16 protein-coding genes are annotated in these 19,222 nt (G+C 60.6%); 10 read left to right on the top strand and 6 right to left on the bottom strand.

The genetic code is table 11. The annotated features are described in order from the left end of the window. Positions 1-15 precede the first annotated feature (15 nt). Positions 16-1,614: a hypothetical protein gene (locus QEH68_RS22035; RefSeq protein ID WP_280628178.1), complete on the top strand. Its 1,599-nt coding sequence runs from the start codon at positions 16-18 to the stop codon at positions 1,612-1,614. A gap of 582 nt (positions 1,615-2,196) precedes the next feature. After that, a complete protein-coding gene (locus tag QEH68_RS22030; protein WP_280628177.1) occupies positions 2,197-2,922 on the top strand; it encodes a DUF6338 family protein in 726 nt (241 codons plus the stop codon). Positions 2,923-3,250: 328 nt separating this feature from the next. On the opposite strand, the gene QEH68_RS22025 is transcribed toward QEH68_RS22030, so the two are convergent. Together QEH68_RS22025 and QEH68_RS22020 are read right to left on the bottom strand one after the other, a co-directional pair. Beyond that, positions 3,251-3,388, bottom strand: a complete 138-nt coding sequence (locus QEH68_RS22025) for a hypothetical protein (protein WP_280628176.1) — start codon at positions 3,386-3,388, stop codon at positions 3,251-3,253. Positions 3,389-4,802: 1,414 nt separating this feature from the next. Continuing rightward, positions 4,803-5,411, bottom strand: coding sequence for a metal-dependent hydrolase (locus QEH68_RS22020; RefSeq protein ID WP_280628175.1), 609 nt, complete (start codon positions 5,409-5,411; stop codon positions 4,803-4,805). Between the two features lie 39 nt (positions 5,412-5,450). Here QEH68_RS22020 and QEH68_RS22015 point away from each other — a divergent pair, with 39 nt between their 5' ends. Next, entirely contained in the window at positions 5,451-5,639 is a 189-nt protein-coding gene (locus tag QEH68_RS22015; RefSeq protein ID WP_280628174.1) for a hypothetical protein, read from the top strand. A gap of 329 nt (positions 5,640-5,968) precedes the next feature. Here the strand turns inward: QEH68_RS22015 and QEH68_RS22010 are convergent, their stop codons facing one another. Further along, a complete protein-coding gene (locus QEH68_RS22010; protein ID WP_280628173.1) occupies positions 5,969-7,384 on the bottom strand; it encodes an amino acid permease in 1,416 nt (471 codons plus the stop codon). A 640-nt stretch (positions 7,385-8,024) separates the two neighbouring features. Between QEH68_RS22010 and QEH68_RS22005 the strand changes: the two genes are divergently transcribed. After that, on the top strand, positions 8,025-8,939 hold the full coding sequence (locus QEH68_RS22005) for an ABC transporter substrate-binding protein (RefSeq protein WP_280628172.1): 915 nt from the start codon (positions 8,025-8,027) through the stop codon (positions 8,937-8,939). A gap of 33 nt (positions 8,940-8,972) precedes the next feature. On the opposite strand, the gene QEH68_RS22000 is transcribed toward QEH68_RS22005, so the two are convergent. Together QEH68_RS22000 and QEH68_RS21995 are read right to left on the bottom strand one after the other, a co-directional pair. Further along, positions 8,973-9,374, bottom strand: coding sequence for a hypothetical protein (locus QEH68_RS22000; RefSeq protein ID WP_280628171.1), 402 nt, complete (start codon positions 9,372-9,374; stop codon positions 8,973-8,975). 305 nt (positions 9,375-9,679) lie between these two features. After that, positions 9,680-10,582, bottom strand: coding sequence for a LysR family transcriptional regulator (locus tag QEH68_RS21995; protein WP_280628170.1), 903 nt, complete (start codon positions 10,580-10,582; stop codon positions 9,680-9,682). A gap of 320 nt (positions 10,583-10,902) precedes the next feature. Here QEH68_RS21995 and QEH68_RS21990 point away from each other — a divergent pair, with 320 nt between their 5' ends. From QEH68_RS21990 to QEH68_RS21980, 3 genes are read left to right on the top strand one after another with little or no spacing between them, the layout of a single operon-like run. Then, complete coding sequence (locus QEH68_RS21990) at positions 10,903-12,306, top strand: DUF6421 family protein (RefSeq protein WP_280628169.1); 1,404 nt, start codon at positions 10,903-10,905, stop codon at positions 12,304-12,306. Then, positions 12,303-13,043, top strand: coding sequence for an SDR family NAD(P)-dependent oxidoreductase (locus tag QEH68_RS21985; protein WP_280628168.1), 741 nt, complete (start codon positions 12,303-12,305; stop codon positions 13,041-13,043). The genes QEH68_RS21990 and QEH68_RS21985 overlap by 4 nt, the downstream gene beginning before the upstream one ends. A gap of 28 nt (positions 13,044-13,071) precedes the next feature. Beyond that, complete coding sequence (locus QEH68_RS21980) at positions 13,072-14,172, top strand: low specificity L-threonine aldolase (protein ID WP_280628167.1); 1,101 nt, start codon at positions 13,072-13,074, stop codon at positions 14,170-14,172. Positions 14,173-14,438: 266 nt separating this feature from the next. Here the strand turns inward: QEH68_RS21980 and speB are convergent, their stop codons facing one another. Continuing rightward, the gene (speB, locus tag QEH68_RS21975; protein WP_280628166.1) at positions 14,439-15,413 is read right to left on the bottom strand and encodes an agmatinase; all 975 of its coding nucleotides are present in this window, start codon (positions 15,411-15,413) and stop codon (positions 14,439-14,441) included. Positions 15,414-15,864: 451 nt separating this feature from the next. On the opposite strand from speB, the gene QEH68_RS21970 reads away from it, so the two are divergent. From QEH68_RS21970 to QEH68_RS21960, 3 genes are all read left to right on the top strand, one after another. Continuing rightward, positions 15,865-16,836 carry an amino acid ABC transporter permease gene (locus QEH68_RS21970; RefSeq protein ID WP_280628165.1) on the top strand — a complete coding sequence of 324 codons (972 nt, stop codon included), beginning with the start codon at positions 15,865-15,867 and terminating at the stop codon, positions 16,834-16,836. After that, complete coding sequence (locus QEH68_RS21965; RefSeq protein ID WP_280628164.1) at positions 16,833-17,639, top strand: amino acid ABC transporter ATP-binding protein; 807 nt, start codon at positions 16,833-16,835, stop codon at positions 17,637-17,639. Before QEH68_RS21970 ends, QEH68_RS21965 begins: the two co-directional genes overlap by 4 nt. A 244-nt stretch (positions 17,640-17,883) precedes the next feature. Continuing rightward, a complete protein-coding gene (locus tag QEH68_RS21960; RefSeq protein ID WP_280628163.1) occupies positions 17,884-19,200 on the top strand; it encodes a PLP-dependent aminotransferase family protein in 1,317 nt (438 codons plus the stop codon). The last annotated feature ends 22 nt before the right edge of the window (positions 19,201-19,222 follow it).

Genomic DNA, 19,222 nt, shown 5'->3' with positions numbered 1-19,222 from the left:
TGCAAGGGGAACACCATGAGTGAATCAGACGGAATCGACGATGTAGTAGACAGCGGACTGCGGCACTCATTGATGATCGCGTCCCGTATTGCAGAGACTCTGGCTCGTAAGCGACAGGAAGCTCAGCGGCAGCAGGAACACCTGGACACACAGGCAGCTCACGAAGTCCAAGCACGCTTTGCCGCCGAACGCAGTGCAGCGCACGCAGCACTCGCACCGGTTGAAAAGGACCAGTGGTGGGATACCGCCCAACCGTCCGACATCGCTACCGCCCACACCGTCGCAGAAGCGTGGAAGGACCACGACCCCACCGCTCTGGCAGCGTGCGAAAGGATCCGCCAGGAAGTCTTAGCGCGGTACGGCATCGACACCCGAGACGTCGGTACGGACACCGCGGATCTTGAGTCGGGCATTCACACCGTGGCCACAGAGAGGGCGCGCTTGGCAGCACCTGGAACCGCCGCGGGAGTGCAGGGCCAGGACGACCACAAGAGCCAACTCAAGAGTGCCATTGAATGGATCTCCGAAGTAGAGCCAAGGTTCTACGCCGAGTGGAACAACCGCCATGGATTCACGGACACCGTAGAGGATCAACGATCCGTCGAAAGGGAACTCATTCAGCACTGGCAAACCGCCACAGCACCGGCCGTTGGCCAAGGCCCCGAGGGCGTTGACCAGACTGATCTGGACCGGGCTACGGAATGGGCAAAAGAACATGATCCGAAGTTTTACGACGACTGGAAACTTCGTCACGACTTTGCCGACACGGTAGCCGATGAGCGCAGCGACGAGAACAGGCTCATCCGGCATTGGCAGGCAGCTACAGGCGCCCAGCTGGCATCACAGTCAGCCGCAGTGGAACACGAAAAGGCAATGCAGCTCCTGGCCGCTGCCCGGGTCGAAGAACTCCGCGCCCAGGCGGCGAAGCTCGCACCCCAGATGGAACGCCACCAGGTGCCCGTGGAGTACCTGGCTAACCCCGATCTAACCAAAGCACTCCAGCTGGCACACAACGCCAAGACACCCAAAGCGTTGGAGGTAGCCGACGCGGCCGTGAAGGAGCGCCTGTACCTGATCGGCAAGGACGGCATCAACGGACCCGACATCGACCAGCTCCGTAAGGAGACCACGGCCAACATGAACGGTGCGAGCGAGGAACACTTCAAAGACCCCGCCTTCGTGGACGCAGCCAAGAACCTGCACGAAGCCAAACTGTTGGCTGAGGGCGGTTTCAAGGGCGACAAATGGTCGACGCAGGAGCAGAGGTACGAGCGCGCCGAGAAAGAACTCTTCGCACGCATGGAGGGCGTCGGCCGAGAGATTGAGAACCGCGTCACAGGCAACGACAGCAGCCGGCTAAAGGACCAGGGCTTGAAGACCGAAACCGCTGCACAGTCCGGCTACGGCTCCGCCGAACATCACCAGAAGTTCGCGGAGTCCCTAGCCGACACCGGCGCCAACGAAACGCAGATCCGTGGCCGACTCGCAGCCGCCCGCAGCGAAGGCAAACACCCCAGCGAAGCCGTGACAACCGGGAAAGCAACCAAGGCCAAGAAGTCCCGCACAGGTGCGGCTGTAGGCGCCGAGAGAAGCAAAGGCGGGTTATCCCGATAGCCGACAGAACCCCGGAGTCCCAGAGGCTGAGTCTTCACAGCCAACGTCAAGCTTCGGGTGGGCATAATGCGAGCGAAGCTTCGGTCAACCGCTATTTGATCGAGGCTTCGCCAATTAAGGCCTCACGCTTGGGCTTTCGAAGCCTTCGGGGCGCGTTATCTTCAAGCGATGCTTCGAACGGCAGCGAGACCAAGGTCTACGCCGCATTCATCCCGGCCTCTTGCATGACTAGAAGGACCACCCGGCTCGGGTTAGCTTTCCGGGCTTGCCACGGCCGGCCATCTTGGCCGCCTCTGCGAAGGAGGATGCCTCTGGTACCTCCGGTACTATGGCGGGATTGAGGCCCCGGCGGAGTTCCTGCTAAAGGACTATGTCTCTACTTCTTCGGCGCCGCTGGCGGTGACCCCGGCTTCATCGTTGCCGGCGGAACCGAGTAGCTGGCCGGCTTTTGTCCTTCCGCGAACTTTGTGGTCCGGCTACGGCCGCTGGAGTCAGGGTTGTTAGATTTGTTGTCAGCCATTTCATTCTCCTTGTCGTTGTGTATTCCCCCATTATCGCGGCCGGGACACTCGTTAAGGAGTCATGGTGCCCACGGAGCCCATAGCTGCGTTGCTCTACGTATGCCTTTTGCTGCCCGGAATCGCGTTTATCTGGCGGTATGAGGGCCACGGCTCGGTCGTCAAGCGTTCCGCCTTTCGTGAGACGGCGGCGGTGGTCATAGCCAGCGCGGCGTCACTCGTGGCGGTTTTCATCCTTCACTACGTCGCGGCCTTCTTTTTCGAGCCAGCCCGAAGCACGCTACGTCAATTCTTCATTGACCCGGGAGTGCTCTTTCGGCAGGACGCCCAGCTGTTTTTTGGCGTCACCCTCCTGGATCTTGCACTGGCGGTATCGTTTGGTGCCTTCTTCGGAAGCAAAACCGCCTCGCGTCTTCTGAAGGGATGCCGGGCTAAATGGTTGAAGATGAGGAAGAAAGAGTCGGACACCATAGAGCGCGGTCAATCGGCCTGGAACACGGCGTTTGAGATGATGCCTGGCCACAGAGTGATCGTGGGAGTGCAGCTGAAGAGCGGCGCTTGGGTTCAAGGTGCTTTGAAATCGTTCAGCAGAAACGGCGACGAAACACCTGACAGAGCCTTCACGCTTACCGGCGAGATCTGGTACCGGATGGCTGACAGTGAGAATGTGCATCGCCTTGAACCGCATGGAACTGTCGTTATCCAGGCGCCAGAGGTGGATTACCTCACCGTGGGTTACGAAGAGCCCGCACTTACGACCAAAGACCTGACGGACACCTTGCCCCGCTAGGCTGAACTGTCAGCGGTAGGAGGGCCGCTTGAACCCTCGCCGGCCCGCAGAGACCATACGGCCGAAAGGTGACCCGTCGCGAATGTTCTGCTCGAGAAATCTGACGTCCTTTGCAGAAGCGCGTAAAGGCTGATGGAAGGACCGATGCGGTTGGTCGGTCCTTCCATCAGTTTGTAACCGGGGGTGCTGTCTGTTAGGCCAAGAACCTAACCTACTGCGTCCCATGTGTTTGTGGATGCTCTATAGCGCTTCACGAAAGGCCTTGGGAAGCCGGGCGAACCCCAGGAAAAGATCTGGTCATCGTCCTCGTGAAGACCTTCCTGAGCGCTCACTTCTTGCCCTTGCCCTTTTGGGAGAGCGCGCTTGCCGCTGCTGTTTTAGCAGCTGCGCCGGAACGGGGATTCCGCAATACCTGGCTTGCGGCGGAGGCAGCTTTGCTGCTGGTCTGACGGCTGTTTTTAGCCATTGTTGTCGTCCTTACGTGGTTTGAATGAAAAGGTGAGGGTCCGGCGCTTCGATGCGAGCTATCGCAGCGCCGGCCTCATGTTCGACCCAGCGTTCTAGCGCTGCGTCGGGCGGATACGGATCGTCCGCTTGATGCGGATTCGTACTACGCGTGTAGCCATTGCGGCTACTCCTTTCCGGGACCACCGGGGCACAAGACACGGAACGTTGTCAATGTTGACGTTTGTTCTAACCGCTCGTAGTCTGTTCTGACGTTCCCCCTTGGAAGAACGAAACGACAAAACACATTATCTTGGGCCTTTGACGCAACCAATTTGATTGCGAGGCGTCGATCCCTATTTTATTTTGAAGCGCATGTTCGAGGTTCAGTCGAACGTGCGCTTCGTCGTCAGACCACCGGATGGTTGGTCTTCCAATCATCGATACTACATGTAGTGCAAGGCCCTCGCCCGGACCCCTAGATGATGTATTACAAGCATGTCATTCAATCCACCGCTCGTCCACAGGCAAGCGTTCTCAAAATGTCCGTGATTCCGCCAAAGTGAGGGATGAAATCCACACCCTGTGGACTACTTAGCCACATTTAATCTCCAGCGTGTCGGCCGAGATCCCGGCGTGTCGCAGAGGCGGAACGTGGCTCTGGTATGGAATGATCGGCCCGCGTTCGCTCAGGGCGGCTTCGTCGGCCCGTCGAATGTTCCGTACGATGGAGCGGGCCAAGGTAGCTGTCGAGACGCAGCCGTGCGTCTCCACAACGCGACATAATCTCCGTTATCGGCGTTCAAGTACGGGAGTAGAAGTAGATGAGGGAATTCCGTCCATTCAGCATCCGGCGCTTCCAACAGAGCCCACCAGCCAGTCCGCCGGAGCCCGCGTTAAGCATAAATAGCGATGGCTCTTTCCAGGGCAGCGGCGACTGCGATGATCGCAGGATGGCTGGCGGAAGTTTCGCGGCGTGCGAAAAGAGCTTTGCGGCTTTGGATGCCTGGAGCGGTCGGGAACTTCCGTAAGTTGGGGCCCGTCGTGGAGTGCGAGCCCGGGCAGGGCCGCTATTGCCGTTCCTGCCTCCACGAACCGCAATTGAATGGTGAGGTCGTCAGTGGCGCAGACGATCCGCGGGTCGACGCCCGCTCTCCGGCATGCGTCAATGACCCACGTGCGGGGTGCCGACTCATCAGCGTCCACAGCAGCCGGTGCCGGCCAACTGCACGATGATGTTCTTCCAGTGGACAAGGTTGTCCCTGTAGCCGCGTAGATTGCGAGCCACAATAGATTCTCGACGAGTTCTGTGAATGTAATCCAGGCGTGGTCTGGACTGGGTTGCCGGGGTTGGACTCCGTGATGACGAGGTTATGCTGCTGTCGGGTGGGTTCTACCCTGAATGTTGGAGGCTTCCATTGGCAGGCGTTAAGGGTTCAGTTCGGTGCAGTTACCGTTTCCATGATGAGCAGGTGGCCGCCGTCGATTTCGGTGGTGGTGAGCGATGCGTTGATGGCGGACAGTTCTGCAAGGGCCTGGATGTGGGTGCCCCCGCATGGGATGTTGGTGCGTCCGGTTGGGAGTTCGCAAACCCAGGTTCGTCGCGCGGAAAGAGCTGCCGCCTCTCGGTCGATCCTCACGGCGCCTCCGGCCTGGATCCACTGCGATAGCTGGGCGTTGACGCGTTCAGCAACGGACGCAGGGTCGTCGAGCGAGGTGGGAGAAAATCCCTTTCTCCGGAGGGATTTTCCGATGCGGTAGGTGTCCGTGGAGCGGTGGGCGTCGATGCGCGAATGCTGGATGGCCAGTGCGTCGAATGCAGGGTTCCCCAGTGCATCCTTGACCACGGGTTTGGTCCATGCTGCTGCCAGTGCGACGTCGAGGGCAAGCGCGGCGAGGTGACAGGCGGTATGTCCGGCTGAGAGAGCGGCACGAAGGTCATCTTCAACGTCGATCTGTACCGATTCACCGACCGCTGGGGGCGGCCCTTCGATGAGATGTGCGACAACGAAAACCCACCCCTCGGTTCCCATCCGGACCGGCATGTCCGTACCAGATGAAGTTCGCCGTCGCAGATTCCGCCGGTGACGCACTCGAGGATCGACTGGGTACCAGCCGTAGTGGTGATCGTTCCGCGGTCGGCTGGCTGGTCGGGCCATGCCATGTCGACGGGATGGAAGGCCGTGGTGTCGAGCAGGACCGCTGACCGCCCGGCAGTCAGCGACTCGACGTGGAGGACGGTTCCTATCGAAACGATTGCGCCGTCCGGATAGGTAACCAAGGGGTCGTTGGTGGGCAGGGGCATGGGTTGGTCCGTTCGCTCGAGTACGGCGTTAAGGGGCGAGATTTGTCATGAGGCACCATCTGTCCACTTCTGACTGCGCTTCCTCGAGAAGGATATTCCGTCCGGAACAAAGCTCGCCCCAACCAGAGCGAGGTCGCGGCTGGCATTGCTGTCAGAGATCACCGCACCTAGCCTGATCCGGTGTGTGCACGCGGTGTCATGGCTTGGGCCAGCCATGACACCGCGTTGTGTCGGCACAGTATGAAGCACGGCCGAATTTGGGTTGTGCGGAGGACACCCTTCCGAACCCGTGCATGTTCAGAGCCGTAGTTGATCCACCGCGGTTTTCGTTTCAGTTGGTGTGTCTTTTTCTTGGAAGCTGCGCGCCACAACGGAATGCCGGCGGCCGTATGCGAGGTAAATGCTGGCCCCGAGCACCATCCAGATCACGAAAACTATCCAGGTGCTTCCGCCGAGGTTCAGCATCAGAACCAGACACATAACAACAGCAAGTATCGGCGTGAACGGGTACAGAGGGACCCGGAAGGTACGTGGAATGTCGGGCTGGCTGCGACGCAGGGCGATGACCGAGATGCTGACGAGCGCAAACGCGAACAAGGTCCCGATACTGGTTGCGTCGGCCAGTTCGCCGAGAGGGATCAGTCCTGCGGCGGCAGCGATGGCGCCACCGGTGATGAGAGTGTTGGCGACCGGGGTGTGGGTACGGCGGGAGACCTTGGCGAATATAGGCGGGATCATTCCGTCGCGTGACATTGACATCAGGATACGGGTCTGGCCATAAAGGGTGACCAGGACGATGCTGACGACGGCGATGACAGCTCCGATGGCGAAAATCAGGGAGACCCACACGGTTCCGGTGACTTCTTCAAGGATGCGTACCAAGGCCGATTCCTGACCGTCGAACCAGCCCCAGGGTCGGGCGCCGACGGCGGCAACGGCGACGGCCACGTAAAGGACCGTTACGGCAGCCATCGAGATCACGATGGCTCTGGGCAGGTCACGTTGGGGGTTTTTTGCTTCATCGCCGGCGGTGGAAGCCGCGTCGAAGCCAATGTAGGAGAAGAACAACCGGGAGGAAGCAGCCGTGATGCCGGCCAGACCCATGGGGGCAAGTGGTTCAAGGTTCCGTGATTCGAATGCGCTGAAGGCGACGACGATAAAAAGCAGCAGTACAGCTACTTTGAGACCTACGAGGATGGTGTTGACGACGGCGCTTTCACGGGACCCGCGAATGAGCAACACAACGGCGAGCAGGACGACTACGACCGCTGGAACGTTGAACACTCCCCCATCGCCTGGTGGTTGTATCAGCGCTTGCGGAAGGTCAATACCGAACGCTTTGGTCACTTCGGATAGATATTCACCGGCTCCGACAGCCACGGCGGCTACGGAGACTGCGTACTCCAACAGCAGGCACCATCCGCAAATCCATGCCAGCCCTTCACCCATGGTGACGTAGGTATAGGAGTAGCTGGATCCCGAGACGGGTACGGCCCCTGCCATTTCCGCGTATGAAAGGGCTGAGAGCATGGCCGCAACGCCTGCTATAACGAAAGAAATCCAAATGGCGGGGCCGGCAATGGGTACAGCATCGCCCAGAACGACGAAAATTCCAGTTCCCAGAGTGGCGCCCACACTGATCATCGTCAGTTGAACCAGGCTCAAGCTCCGCTTAAGACCGGTTGTCTGAGTGTCTGATTCCTTTTTCAGCATGTGCAGCGGTTTGCGGGCTTTCACCTGCTGGATGAGGCTCAACCCCGTCTGGGGCGGCCGTGTGCCACGTGTTGGAGAATTCTCCATTATTGCCTTTCAATCTTTTGGAGGTGCGCACCCGGCTGCAGGACGCACTGATGCGCGCTGCGGGGGCGGGGCGGTTGCTTCATCATGAATGGCATCGGGGAGCCAACGCGCAGGAGTCGTCTTCGACCCTGAGCCTGCCTAGGCAGACCGCGCAAGCCAATCTCAGTCATTCATGGTTGAAGCCGTTCCTGTTCGAGCTTTCAGTCCCCGCCTCGGTGCGGGTGCCTCTCGAGCCTAGTTTTTACTTAACTGTGAGCGGCATCACCGTAAGCTGGAGTGAGCCATACGCCTGCAGGCTCTCCCCGAGGCGCAGGAAAAATACTTCATCTTGAGGCCGGCCGCGCTTTATCGTACGGGAGCCATCGAAATGTTGGGCGTATAACCCACTCCGGGACCGACGCGGCTGTCCATAAGAAATTCTCGGCCTTTGCAGGCGAATTCGTGGCCACGGTGCGGTCCTTCTTATGGCCGATTGCTCATATTTTCGGGAACCGTAGCGTTACCACAACGTTCCCAAGAACGGACATATATGTGCCTAGAGAAAGTGCAAATCATGCAGAAGAGAACTGGCTTGGCCCTAGTTCTGGCCGCATCCATCGCGTTGTCTGTCGCCTCTTGTTCAACGTCCGAGCAGGTCGGAGGAACATCGTCTCCCGAGAGCCTCAATCCTGCCAACGTCAGTCAGGACGAGCAGATCGCGGCGAGCGTTCCCGCTGATATCAGGGCTGACGGCACCCTGACCGTGGCGACCGATCCTACCTATGCTCCGGCGGAGTTTCTTGGCGGCGCCGACGGCCAAACGCCCATGGGCTTCGATATCGACATAGCCAACGCCGTCGCCGCGCGCATGGGTTTGAAGGCGGAATTCCAGAACGCCGACTTTGCCAACATTCTCCCTTCGCTCGGCCCGAAGTATGACCTGGGCGTGTCATCCTTCACTGTGACGTCCACGAGGTTGAAGGCCGTCAACTTCGTTAGCTACCTCGCCGGTGGCACGCAGTGGGTGGTGCAGAAAGACAACCCGAAGAAAGTTGACAGCAAGAATGCGTGCGGCTTGAAGGTAGGGGTCGAAACAGGAACTCTCCAGGAGAGCGCCGTCAGAAAGCAATCCGATGACTGCGTCGCCAGCGGCAAGCCTGCCATTGAGGTACTTACCCTCACCAACCAGACGGATGTCACAACACGCCTCATCAATGGAGGCCTCGACTCGTTCGTGGCCATGTCGGCCGCTGCCGGATACGCCGTGTCCGAAACCGGCGATCGGCTTGAAACCCTCGGGGACGCCGTGGACCCGAGCCTTGTCGGAATCGCAGTCGCCAAGGACAACGAACCGCTGGCTACCGCCGTGGCAGCCGCGGTCAACAGCCTCATCGCCGACGGGACTTACGAGAAAATCCTTAAGTCCTGGGGCCAGGAAAAGACCGCTGTGGACAAAGCCGAAGTGAACCCGGCCACCAACCTCGAGTAGTCCGGGGCCGGCACGGTGCAGGAGCCGGATACGTCAGCAGTACGCTGATGTATCCGGCCTTTCGGCGCCGTTCGGCAGTGCTGGGGGTGGGGTGTCATCCACAGGTTCCGGTTCCACCAGCAGGGTCGTATCATCGGCGGACAGCAGCCGTCGACCTGCCCCATCGTCCAGCCACACCCACAGCAGGGTGCCATCGGGCATGACAACATCGATGATGCCCCTTCTGAAAGCTCCGTTCAGATGGAAACTCACCCGCTGGCCAGATCGGTACAGAAGCGATTCTTCGGCCTCACCGGCGTGAAATGGCGGCGTCCAAAAGAGCTTCCCGGACGGGTCGACAACGATGCGTTTGGTGGTCGGTTCTTCGGTAACCGCTGTCAATTGATGGCCGTTGAAGGTCGCGGCTAGGTGTGCTGGTTGTTGTCGATCCGTCATGTGTCGGTCCCTGACTCGGCATAGATTCTTGCGGATGCCATTGATTTCCCGGAGTTCCCTGCGTCGGCGCAGGGGACAGAGACCCACGAGCCAAGTCAGCTCTGATGCGCAGAGCAGACCCGTCTGACTTGGTGCTGTCCGCTGACCAACGGCAGGTCGCCGGTGCTGAGGCTTCCATTGGGAAATGTAATTCCCCGGTTAGGACACCTGCGCACAGCATCACGTATCGTGGGGCTTCGCTGACTTGTCAGCGGCAATGCCGCATTGGAGCTGATCGTTGTTGACGCCGCATCGAACACCGAGGCTTACCGGGGGCCTTCGAGTGCTTCCCTGAAAAGCCGGATGAGCGCTTGCGGCCTGGACCCGGGCCGCTCCTTGGAGGTCAGTGCGATGATGTTTCGACTCATCTCCAAGCCGTCGACGCGGACGCGGACCAGGCCTTCTGCGCGTTGAAGTGAGAGTTCGGGAAGGAAAGCGCCGCCCATGCCGGCCCCGACCAAGGCCGCTGTGGCATTGAAATCATCACTGACACCTACGACGCGGGGCCGGAAGTTATGGCTTCGTAGGTGCTGTTCGATGACGATCCCGTCGCTGCCGCCGGGGTACTGCATGATCCACGGCCTGGATGAGAGATCATGCACGCTCATGAGCGTCTTGGAGGCGATCCCCCACGTAGCGGGAATGACCACCTTGAAGGAGTCCTCGGCTATGTGGTCCCTGGCGATACTCGGCGGCCAGGGCGGGCTGGAGTCTCCGAGTTGGAACACGAAAGCTACATCAAGTCCGCCAGACCTGAGTTCATCGGCAGTCTCCCAAGGCTCGGCTACGGACACGCGCAGGTCCACCCCTGTTTCCTCCCAGTCCGGATGCCGCAACACCAAGGGCAGGATCCTTGCTGCAAGGCTGGGAAATATCCCCACCCGCAACAGGTCCTTACCTGCGCCCTGAACCGCCCGGGAACTGGTAATCATGACGTCCACCCCGGCCAGGATACGTGCGGCCTGCTTGGCCAGCGCGAAGGCTTCCTCCGTGGGCGTGACGCTCCTGGCGTGGCGCGTGAACAGCCGCACTCCTGTCTCCTGCTCGAGTGCCAGCATCTGCTGCGAGACATTCGAGGGCGAGTAACCGACCTCTTCTGCGGCGGCAGCGAAGGAGCTTGTCTTCATGACAGCGAGCAGTGTTTGCAGTTGGCTGGAACTGATGGCCATGATCTCTCCCTTAGCGTCGCTGTCCCTATCTTGTCCTGTTTCGCCGGCCCGGTCCCACTCTCTGACCCCAAATCTACTCGCAGGCCCCGAAGCGGGTCGCACGGCCCCGGGGAGAGGCTCTTGCGCTGAATCGGCGAAGTCTGAACCATGCAACACGGAGAGCCGATTGTGCACCCAGTCCCGTGATTCTTGGGGGCTCGTAGAGTCCCGCATGAGCTGAGCCTCGGAATCTCTTATGCTCGACGGACTCTTCAATTAGTTCCGCTGTCTTCGCTGTAGCGTCGGTACTCACCCGAGCGTTATCCCTTGAAAGGAATGGCATGTCCACGACCACACGTTCCGCCGCCGTGACGTTGTCCGCCACCGAACTGCGTGAGCTTCCCGCATGGTTGGCCCTGAAGCAGGCCGCTACAGATTTCCAGCTCATCCAAGCCCGGGACGGGTCCGTGCCGGAGCCGCAGGACAAGGTAACAGCCAAAAAGCTGTCCGCGACGATCCGGAAGTCCCTCGCAGAACTGGCTCCGCAGTTTTCCCACGACGCAGAGTACCTGGAACGGCTGCAGGACGATTTTGCAGGCTGGGAGAAAGCCGGTTTCGAAGTGCCCGACTTCCTTGACGCTCTTCAGGCTTTCCAGCCTCAGCAGCACAGGGCCGACGGTCTGCGTCACCTGGTGGTCTTCCCGATGTACACGCAGAACGGCAGCAGCAACCGTTTCGTGGAGGCAGTTCTGATTGAAGTTGTTTGGCCGGAGTTCATCGACGAACTCGAAACCGGGGAGTACTCAAACGCCCTCTTCCTGCCGATCCGGTTCATCGACTTCACCCCCGGATACGACACCAACTCGGCAGTGCTCTTCCCCGAATCCGTCGCCGTCCGCGAGACACCGCAGTTCACCTGGGGTGCCATCTTCGCCGACCGTGAAGCGGCAAGGTTCCGGCGCGTCCTCCGCTCAGCAGCCGACATCACCCGGCTGGATTTGCCCGAAGACGCTGCAAGCCTGCTGGATGACCAGCACCTGACCGAGTCCACCTTCGTGATGTGGGACCTGATCCATGACCGGACGCACATGCGCGGGGACCTTCCCTTCGACCCGTTCATGATCAAGCAGCGAATGCCCTTCTTCCTTTACACCCTCGAAGAGCTGCGCTGCGACCTCACCGCGTTCCGCGAGTCTGTAAGGATCGAAAAGGACGAGAACGCTTCTCCGGAAGCGCGCAAACATGCCAAGCTCGTCCAGTACGCTGTGATCTTCGACAGGATCTTCAGGTTCGCCATGACCGGCAGCCGCGTTCGCAATTATGACGGGCTCGGTGGCCAGCTGCTGTTCGCCTGGATGCACCAGCACCACGTTCTGCACTGGACGGACACCAAACTGACCATCGACTGGGATGGTGCCGCCCAGGTCGTCATCGCCCTCGGGCAGGAAATCGAAGACCTGTACTGGCGTTCAATCGATCGTCCCAAAACAGCCCACTGGCTGGCTGCCTACGAATTGATCTCGGCGACCGTAACGCCTCACCCGGCCTCAATCTGGGCCAAGGGCCCTGAAGCGCTGCCCCTGGAGGGCCCGCCGCGGGGTCTGACTGATCTGGTTCTCGACGACGAGTTCCCGCACTCAATGTTCTACGAGGCACTCGAGAAGAAAATCAGGGACGTCATCTCCTCCACCTCCGGCATCACGGGCCAAACAGCGCAGACGACATCCGAAGAGACTGCTGCATGAGCGCCCCTATCATGACCCGGACCGCCCTGAACATTGTGGTTGCCGGCTCCACGAGCGCCGCTGGCCGGGCCGTCGTGAAGTCACTGGCAGGGCAAGGGGCCAGGATCGCGGCCGTGGACGTCAACGAAGCCGGGGTTGCAGCCCTCGCCATGGAGTACCCGGAAGTGACACCGTACGTCTGCAATCTGGCGGACCCTGCGGAGGTCGACACCTTCGCCCGGACTGTCCGCGCGGACGTCGGCCCTGTCGATGGGCTGATCCATCTCGTTGGTGGATGGCGTGGCGGGGATGGCATCACTGGCCAGCAGGATCAGGACTGGGACGTTCTGCACACCAGTGTGCTCACAACGCTCCGGAATACTTCCCGGGCTTTCTACGAGGATCTTGAATCGTCTGACAAAGGGCGTCTGGCGATCGTCTCCTCTGTGACGGCACAGAAACCGACCGCTGGTGGCGCCGCCTATTCTGCGATCAAGGCAGCCTCCGAGGCCTGGGTCTTGGGTGTCGCCGACGGCTTCCACCAGAGCCAAACAGGCAACAAGGCAGAACCCGTCGGACAGAAGTCAGCGGCAGTGGTCTTCGTCGTCAAGGCACTGGTCGATGACGCCATGCGTGAGGCTGCGCCACACCGTGCCTTCCCCGGCTACACCGATGTGCAGGAACTTGCCGAACACGTCACGGCACTCTTTGACGCGGATGCCGGGAGCTTGAACGGGACCCGGCAGCACCTGATCTAGCCGCTGGCCGGTACTCGGAAGGACATCCATGTCAGTTACAGAACTCACCACAGCCCTTCACCCGGGCCGGCCCCTGCATGATGCCGGTCTGCGCAACTTTGCCTCAGACAACTATGCCGGGGCGCACCCGGAAGTGCTGGCAGCTTTGATCCAAGCCAACGAGGGCCACCAGCCCGCCTACGGAGAGGACGTTTACACCGAGCGTCTCCAGCACGTCATGCGGCAGCATTTCGGGCCAGAAGTCCAGGCCTTCCCTGTGTTCAACGGCACCGGGGCGAACGTCCTGGCGCTGCAGTCCATGCTGCCCCGCTGGGGAGCAGTTATCTGCGCCGCTTCAGCCCATATCAACACCGATGAGAACGGGGCCCCCGAGCGGATCGGTGGGCTGAAGTTGTTGCCGGTACCTACCAGTGACGGCAAACTCACCCCCGAACTGATCGAACAGGAAGCGTGGGGTTGGGGTGATGAACACCGGGCCCAGCCCCTTGCGGTGTCCATCACGCAAACGACCGAATTCGGTACGGCCTACCAGGCCGGGGAGATCAAGGAAATCGCTGATTTCGTCCATGAGCGGGGAATGCTGCTGCATCTGGACGGCGCACGCTTGTCCAATGCCGCCGCCCACCTGCAGCGTCCCTTCCACGACTTCACCACCGCAGCCGGAGTCGACGTGCTCTCCCTGGGCGGGACGAAGAACGGGATGGTCTTTGGGGAAGCAGTTGTCGTCCTCAATCCGGATGCCGTCGCGGGCGTCAAGTACCTGCGGAAACTGAACATGCAGCTGGCATCAAAAATGCGATTCGTTTCGGCGCAGCTCATCGCCCTTTACGAATCGGACCTTTGGTACCGGTCAGCTGCGCAAGCCAACGCCATGGCCGCGCGGCTGCGCGCAGGAGTGGAGGGCAACCCGGCCGTGCACCTGTCCCAGTCAACGCAGGCTAACGCTGTTCTGGCCGTCCTGCCACCGGGGGCAGCCGAAACACTGCGGCAACGGTACAGGTTCTACGACTGGGATCCGGCACGCGGAGAAGTACGGTGGATGACAGCTTTCGACACCACCCCTGCTGACATCGACGACTTCCTCGTCGCCATTAATGCAGCAGTCGGAGGTCATCAAGAAACCGTATAGGCACCTGTCCCCCACCGCGGTGCAAATCCAACGCTGAAGCCCACGGCCGTAAACCGGCCGCGGGCTTCAGCGTTTAATGTCGATCGCTCCCCTGCGTCCACAGGAATGATGCCTGACTGTGTCTTTGCTCGGCCCTAAGGGCATTCGCTGCCCGGGTGGCCAAGTCCGAACCAGGCTATGTCGGCTCAACGGACGTGGGGTACGACACAGGCGGCAGCCGAGACTGGCCGTCGCCCGGTTGCCAACAGGGGCTGGCGGAAATCGGGTCAGGAGTTACTGTCCTCGCCGGTGGTGTTGCGAAGACCCATGAGCGTAATGAGTTCCCACGCCGTGTGTGCTGCGGCCAGACCGGTGACGCCTGCATGGTCGTACGCCGGCGCGACTTCGACAACGTCTGCGCCAACGATGTTCAATCCTCGCAGCTGCCGAAGGACGGCGAAGAATTCCCGGGTGTTGATGCCGGCCACCTCCGGGGTCCCAGTGCCTGGTGCATGGGCAGGGTCGAGAACGTCAATGTCCACGGAGATGTACACGGGCCCCGTGCCGAGACGGCCGCGTACCTGCTCGACGATGCTGGGAATCGAACGTTCCTGGAATTCTTCGCTGCGGACGATCTCGAACCCGGCTTGACGGTCGTCGTCCAGCTCGCTTGGATCGTAGACTCCGCCGCGGATGCCTACGTGCTGGCATCGATTCAGATCCATCAGTCCTTCTTCGGCCGCGCGACGGAAGGGGGAGCCGTGCCAGATTGATTCTCCGTGCAATACGTCCCAGGTGTCCAAGTGGGCATCGAAGTGAAGCACGGCCAGCGGTCCATGCTGCGCCGCAGCCGCCCTCAGCAACGGCAAAGCGATCGTGTGGTCACCACCAAGTGCCATGATCCGGGTGCCTTGGGATGTCAGCTTTTCCGCTCCCGCCTGGATCGACGTGACAGCCCGTTCGATTCCGTACGGTCCGACAGGGATGTCGCCGGCGTCGACGACCTGCTGGTCACGGAACGGGTAGGCATCGTGGATCTGGTGGTACGGATGCAGCTGGCGGGAATTTTCGCGGATGTGGGCCGGACCAAACCGCGCTCCGGGCCGGAAGCTCGTGCCGGAATCGAACGGGATGCCCAACACGGCAACATCTGCCCGCTGGACTTCTTCCAACCGGGGCAGCAGGGCGAACGTCGCGATTCCTGCATACCGGGGCGCCTCGGGGTCGTGTCGTTGTCCAACGATGTCTGACGTGCTCGCCATTGGTTTCCTCTCTTCTTCAAGCCACGGCGCCCGTCACTGGTTGTGACCAGGAATCAACCGCCGGGCATGCTGCTGAATCGTGGCACGCCTGAAAGGAACATCGCTTCCTATCCCCGCAATTTCTGAGGCTGAACCCAGCCCTGAGCCGTCGAGGCTCAGAAAACCTAAGGCTTACGTGAGTTGAGCCACATTCTTTTTATGGTTGGGATCAGGCAATAGGCAGGCCTCCGGCCCGGCCCGTTACTACGCGATATGTACCCTCTTAACTAAGGCAGAGCATGATTCCATCCCATAGGCCCTTCGGTACGGTTCCGGCCATCCACGCGCTGAGCGTACCGGCGATAGCGCCTTGCATGACAGCGCCCCTGGCCGGTTCAGCCATCGCCGTTCGCGCGGACCGCCACCAACAACAATCCGTATCCTCCCCCCATCACGATACGGAGGACGCGGCGTGAGAACCCAGACAGCTGAAACCACCGCGCCCGAGGGGATCAAGGCGCCGACTCTGATCGACGCAATTCCCGTACGGCACCCTGGACGGTGGGTAGGTGCGGGGATCCTCGTTCTCCTCGTGGCGCTGATCGGCCAAAACCTTGCAACAAATCCCCAATTCCATTGGGATACTGTCGGGCTGTACCTCCTGGACATCAACGTGATCCGTGGCGTGGGGTGGACGCTGTTACTCACGGTTCTGTCCATGGCTTTGGCCGTAGGCTTGGCCATACTGTTGGCGTTCATGCGCCAATCAGACAACCCGATCTTCCGGTGGACCTCGTGGTTCTGGGTCTGGTTTTTCCGCGGAACTCCCGTATACACGCAACTCATCTTCTGGGGGCTCGTCGCCGTCCTCTACCCCAAAATCGCAGTCGGCGTACCCTTCGGACCGGAGCTGTTCAGCTTCACCACCCAGGACGTCCTCACAGCCTTCTGGGCGGCAGTCCTCGGACTCGGACTCAACGAATCCGCGTACCTCGCTGAAATCTTCCGAGCAGGTTTGAAATCCGTGGACAAGGGGCAGATGGAAGCGGCAGAAGCCCTGGGCATGAGGAAAGGGAAGATCATGTGGCGCATCATCCTTCCCCAAGCGATGCGCGTCATCGTGCCGCCGACAGGCAACGAAACCATTGGCATGCTCAAAACGACGTCGCTTGTCCTGGCCGTTCCTTTCACCCTTGACCTGACGTTTGTCACCAACTCGCTCGCTAACCGCACCTACCTTCCTATTCCGCTGCTCATCGTCTCCGCCGCCTGGTACCTCTTCATCACCAGCCTCCTCATGGTCGGCCAGCACTTCATCGAGAAGCACTACGGCAAAGGCATCGACAACCTCGCACCCGCCGCAGTGAATCCTGCGGCACTGAAAGCAGCGAAAGCCGTCACTGCGGCTAAAACCAACGAGATCCCGGAGGAGAGCGGACGATGAGTTCAGCCACCACCGACACCAATCTGTCACCGGCTCCGACAACCAGTCCCTTGGTAAGAATTGAGGGACTGCACAAGTACTACGGGCACCACCACGTGCTCCAAGGCATTGACATGACCGTCAACGAAGGCGAGGTCGCAGTTCTTATCGGCCCCTCGGGCTCAGGGAAGTCAACACTGCTCCGCTGCATCAACCAACTTGAAACCATCAGTGCCGGCCGAATCTACGTCGACGATGAACTTGTCGGATACAAAGACAAGGCCGGCCGGCTCCATGAGCTGAACGTCAAGGACATCGCACGCCAACGCCGCAACATCGGCATGGTCTTCCAGCGCTTCAACCTATTCGGACACAAAACCGCGCTGGAGAACGTCATCGAAGCGCCAGTCCACGTCAAGGGTCAGCCCAGAATTACCGCGAAGCGCAAGGCTTTGGAACTTCTGGACCGGGTCGGGCTGGCCTCGCGAGCCGATTACTACCCCGCTCAGCTCTCCGGCGGCCAGCAGCAACGAGTAGCCATCGCCAGGGCACTAGCCATGGAACCCGAACTGATGCTGTTCGATGAACCCACTTCAGCCCTGGATCCCGAACTCGTAGGCGACGTCCTGACGGTCATGAAAGACCTGGCAAAGTCCGGAATGACAATGGTCGTCGTCACCCACGAGATTGGCTTTGCCCGGGAAGTTGGCGACACCCTGACCTTCATGGACGGCGGCGTGGTCGTCGAATCCGGCGACCCCAGGGACGTCATCGCAAACCCCCAACAGGAACGCACGATCAACTTCCTCAGCAAAGTACTCTGAACCCGCGCTTGAGCTGACGCTGACCCCAGTGACAATCCATGTGATCCCGGCGTAGAGCCGGGATCACATGGGCCATCTACCGCAGCCGCAACCCGACGCGCATCATCCCAACGCTTACTACGACTTGTTACTAACAAGGCATGCCGCGGGACGCTGTGCACGATTTAGCGGCGCGACCTGGCTTCCACCGTCGACATGGCTGACAGCACGGGACCCAAAAAGGCCACCACATATTTGGAGACGAATGACCCACGAAACACTGGATGCCGGCGCAACGCTGCCCGCTGAAGCCATCGACGCCATTGAGCGGGCCGCCACGGCCGCCCACCCGCACGAGGAACTGTTCTCCGCGCGGGCCGCCAACATCAAGCAATCCGCCGTCCGCGATGTCTTCGACATCTCCATGCGGCCCGGCCTTGTCTCACTCGCCGGGGGCAACCCCTACCTGCAGTCGCTGCCGTTGGAGAAGCTCGGCCAGACCGCAGCCCGCATCATCGCCGAGGAAGGCATGACGGCCCTGCAGTACGGCGGCGGCCAGGGCACCGAAGAGCTCCGTGCCCAGATCTGCGACATCATGGCGGCAGAGGGCATCACCGACGCTGATCCCGGCAATGTGGTCATCACCGCCGGCTCACAGTCGGCACAGGATGTGGCCACCAAGGTCTTCTGCAACCCCGGCGATGTGGTCCTGGTGGAAAACCCCACCTACGTGGGGGCCTTGAACACGTTCGAGGCATACCAAGTCGAGGTGGCACCGATCGACATGGACGACGACGGCCTGGTACCTGAGCTTCTTGAGGCCAGGATCGCGGCGCTCCAGTCAGAGGGAAAGAACATCAAATTCCTCTACACGATCCCCAACTTCAACAACCCCTCCGGGATCACCCTGGCCGCCGAACGCAGGCAACGGATCGTCGATATATGCCGGGACGCGAACATCATTGTCCTGGAGGACAACCCCTACGGACTCCTGCGTTTCGATGGCCATCCCATCGCCCCGATGCGCGCGGCCAACCCGGACGATGTCATCTACCTCGGCTCCTTCTCCAAGATCTTCGCTCCCGGCCTCCGGATCGGCTGGGCACTGGTTCCCGCGCACCTGCAGCGCCGCTTCTACCTGGCCTCCGAAGCCGTGACGCTCTGCCCGCCGCCACTGAACCAGATGATCGTCTCGGCATATCTCCGCGACTATGACTGGAAAAGCCAGATCGATACGTACCGCACGCTGTACGCGGAGCGGTGCGAGGCCCTGCTCTCAGCGCTGGATGAGTACATGCCCGCCGGGCTTACATGGACCCGCCCCGACGGCGGCTTCTTCGTCTGGGTCACCCTCCCCCACGGCGTGGACACGTACCCCTTGCTCGCAAAAGCAATCGACGCCGGCGTCGTCTTCATCCCCGGAGCAGCCTTCTCCCCCGCCGACGGCCCCTCCAACAAGCTCCGCCTGGCCTTCAGCGCAGTGCCCCCGGAAACCATAGCCGAAGGCGTTCGCCGACTGACCACGGTCATCGCAGATTCAATCCAAACTGCGGACCCGAAAATAGTCCTACCTCTACGTTAAGTGCCTCTCACAGCAAGAAGAC

Source organism: Paenarthrobacter sp. OM7 (assembly GCF_029873575.1).
Classification (GTDB): domain Bacteria; phylum Actinomycetota; class Actinomycetes; order Actinomycetales; family Micrococcaceae; genus Arthrobacter.
The sequence above is the reverse complement of the archived record's forward strand: the minus strand, read 5'-3'. Positions and strand labels throughout refer to the sequence as shown.

What these genes read in the sequence shown, in the direction of transcription:
- QEH68_RS21990 (WP_280628169.1), top strand. Translation starts at nt 10,903, where the DNA reads ATGTCCACGACCACACGTTCCGCCGCCGTGACGTTGTCCGCCACCGAA.
- QEH68_RS21960 (WP_280628163.1), top strand. Translation starts at nt 17,884, where the DNA reads ATGACCCACGAAACACTGGATGCCGGCGCAACGCTGCCCGCTGAAGCC.
- QEH68_RS22010 (WP_280628173.1), bottom strand. Translation starts at nt 7,384, where the DNA reads ATGCTGAAAAAGGAATCAGACACTCAGACAACCGGTCTTAAGCGGAGC.
- QEH68_RS21965 (WP_280628164.1), top strand. Translation starts at nt 16,833, where the DNA reads ATGAGTTCAGCCACCACCGACACCAATCTGTCACCGGCTCCGACAACC.
- speB (WP_280628166.1), bottom strand. Translation starts at nt 15,413, where the DNA reads ATGGCGAGCACGTCAGACATCGTTGGACAACGACACGACCCCGAGGCG.
- QEH68_RS22005 (WP_280628172.1), top strand. Translation starts at nt 8,025, where the DNA reads ATGCAGAAGAGAACTGGCTTGGCCCTAGTTCTGGCCGCATCCATCGCG.
- QEH68_RS22025 (WP_280628176.1), bottom strand. Translation starts at nt 3,388, where the DNA reads ATGGCTAAAAACAGCCGTCAGACCAGCAGCAAAGCTGCCTCCGCCGCA.
- QEH68_RS22020 (WP_280628175.1), bottom strand. Translation starts at nt 5,411, where the DNA reads ATGCCGGTCCGGATGGGAACCGAGGGGTGGGTTTTCGTTGTCGCACAT.
- QEH68_RS22030 (WP_280628177.1), top strand. Translation starts at nt 2,197, where the DNA reads ATGGTGCCCACGGAGCCCATAGCTGCGTTGCTCTACGTATGCCTTTTG.
- QEH68_RS22035 (WP_280628178.1), top strand. Translation starts at nt 16, where the DNA reads ATGAGTGAATCAGACGGAATCGACGATGTAGTAGACAGCGGACTGCGG.
- QEH68_RS22000 (WP_280628171.1), bottom strand. Translation starts at nt 9,374, where the DNA reads ATGACGGATCGACAACAACCAGCACACCTAGCCGCGACCTTCAACGGC.
- QEH68_RS21995 (WP_280628170.1), bottom strand. Translation starts at nt 10,582, where the DNA reads ATGGCCATCAGTTCCAGCCAACTGCAAACACTGCTCGCTGTCATGAAG.
- QEH68_RS21980 (WP_280628167.1), top strand. Translation starts at nt 13,072, where the DNA reads ATGTCAGTTACAGAACTCACCACAGCCCTTCACCCGGGCCGGCCCCTG.
- QEH68_RS21985 (WP_280628168.1), top strand. Translation starts at nt 12,303, where the DNA reads ATGAGCGCCCCTATCATGACCCGGACCGCCCTGAACATTGTGGTTGCC.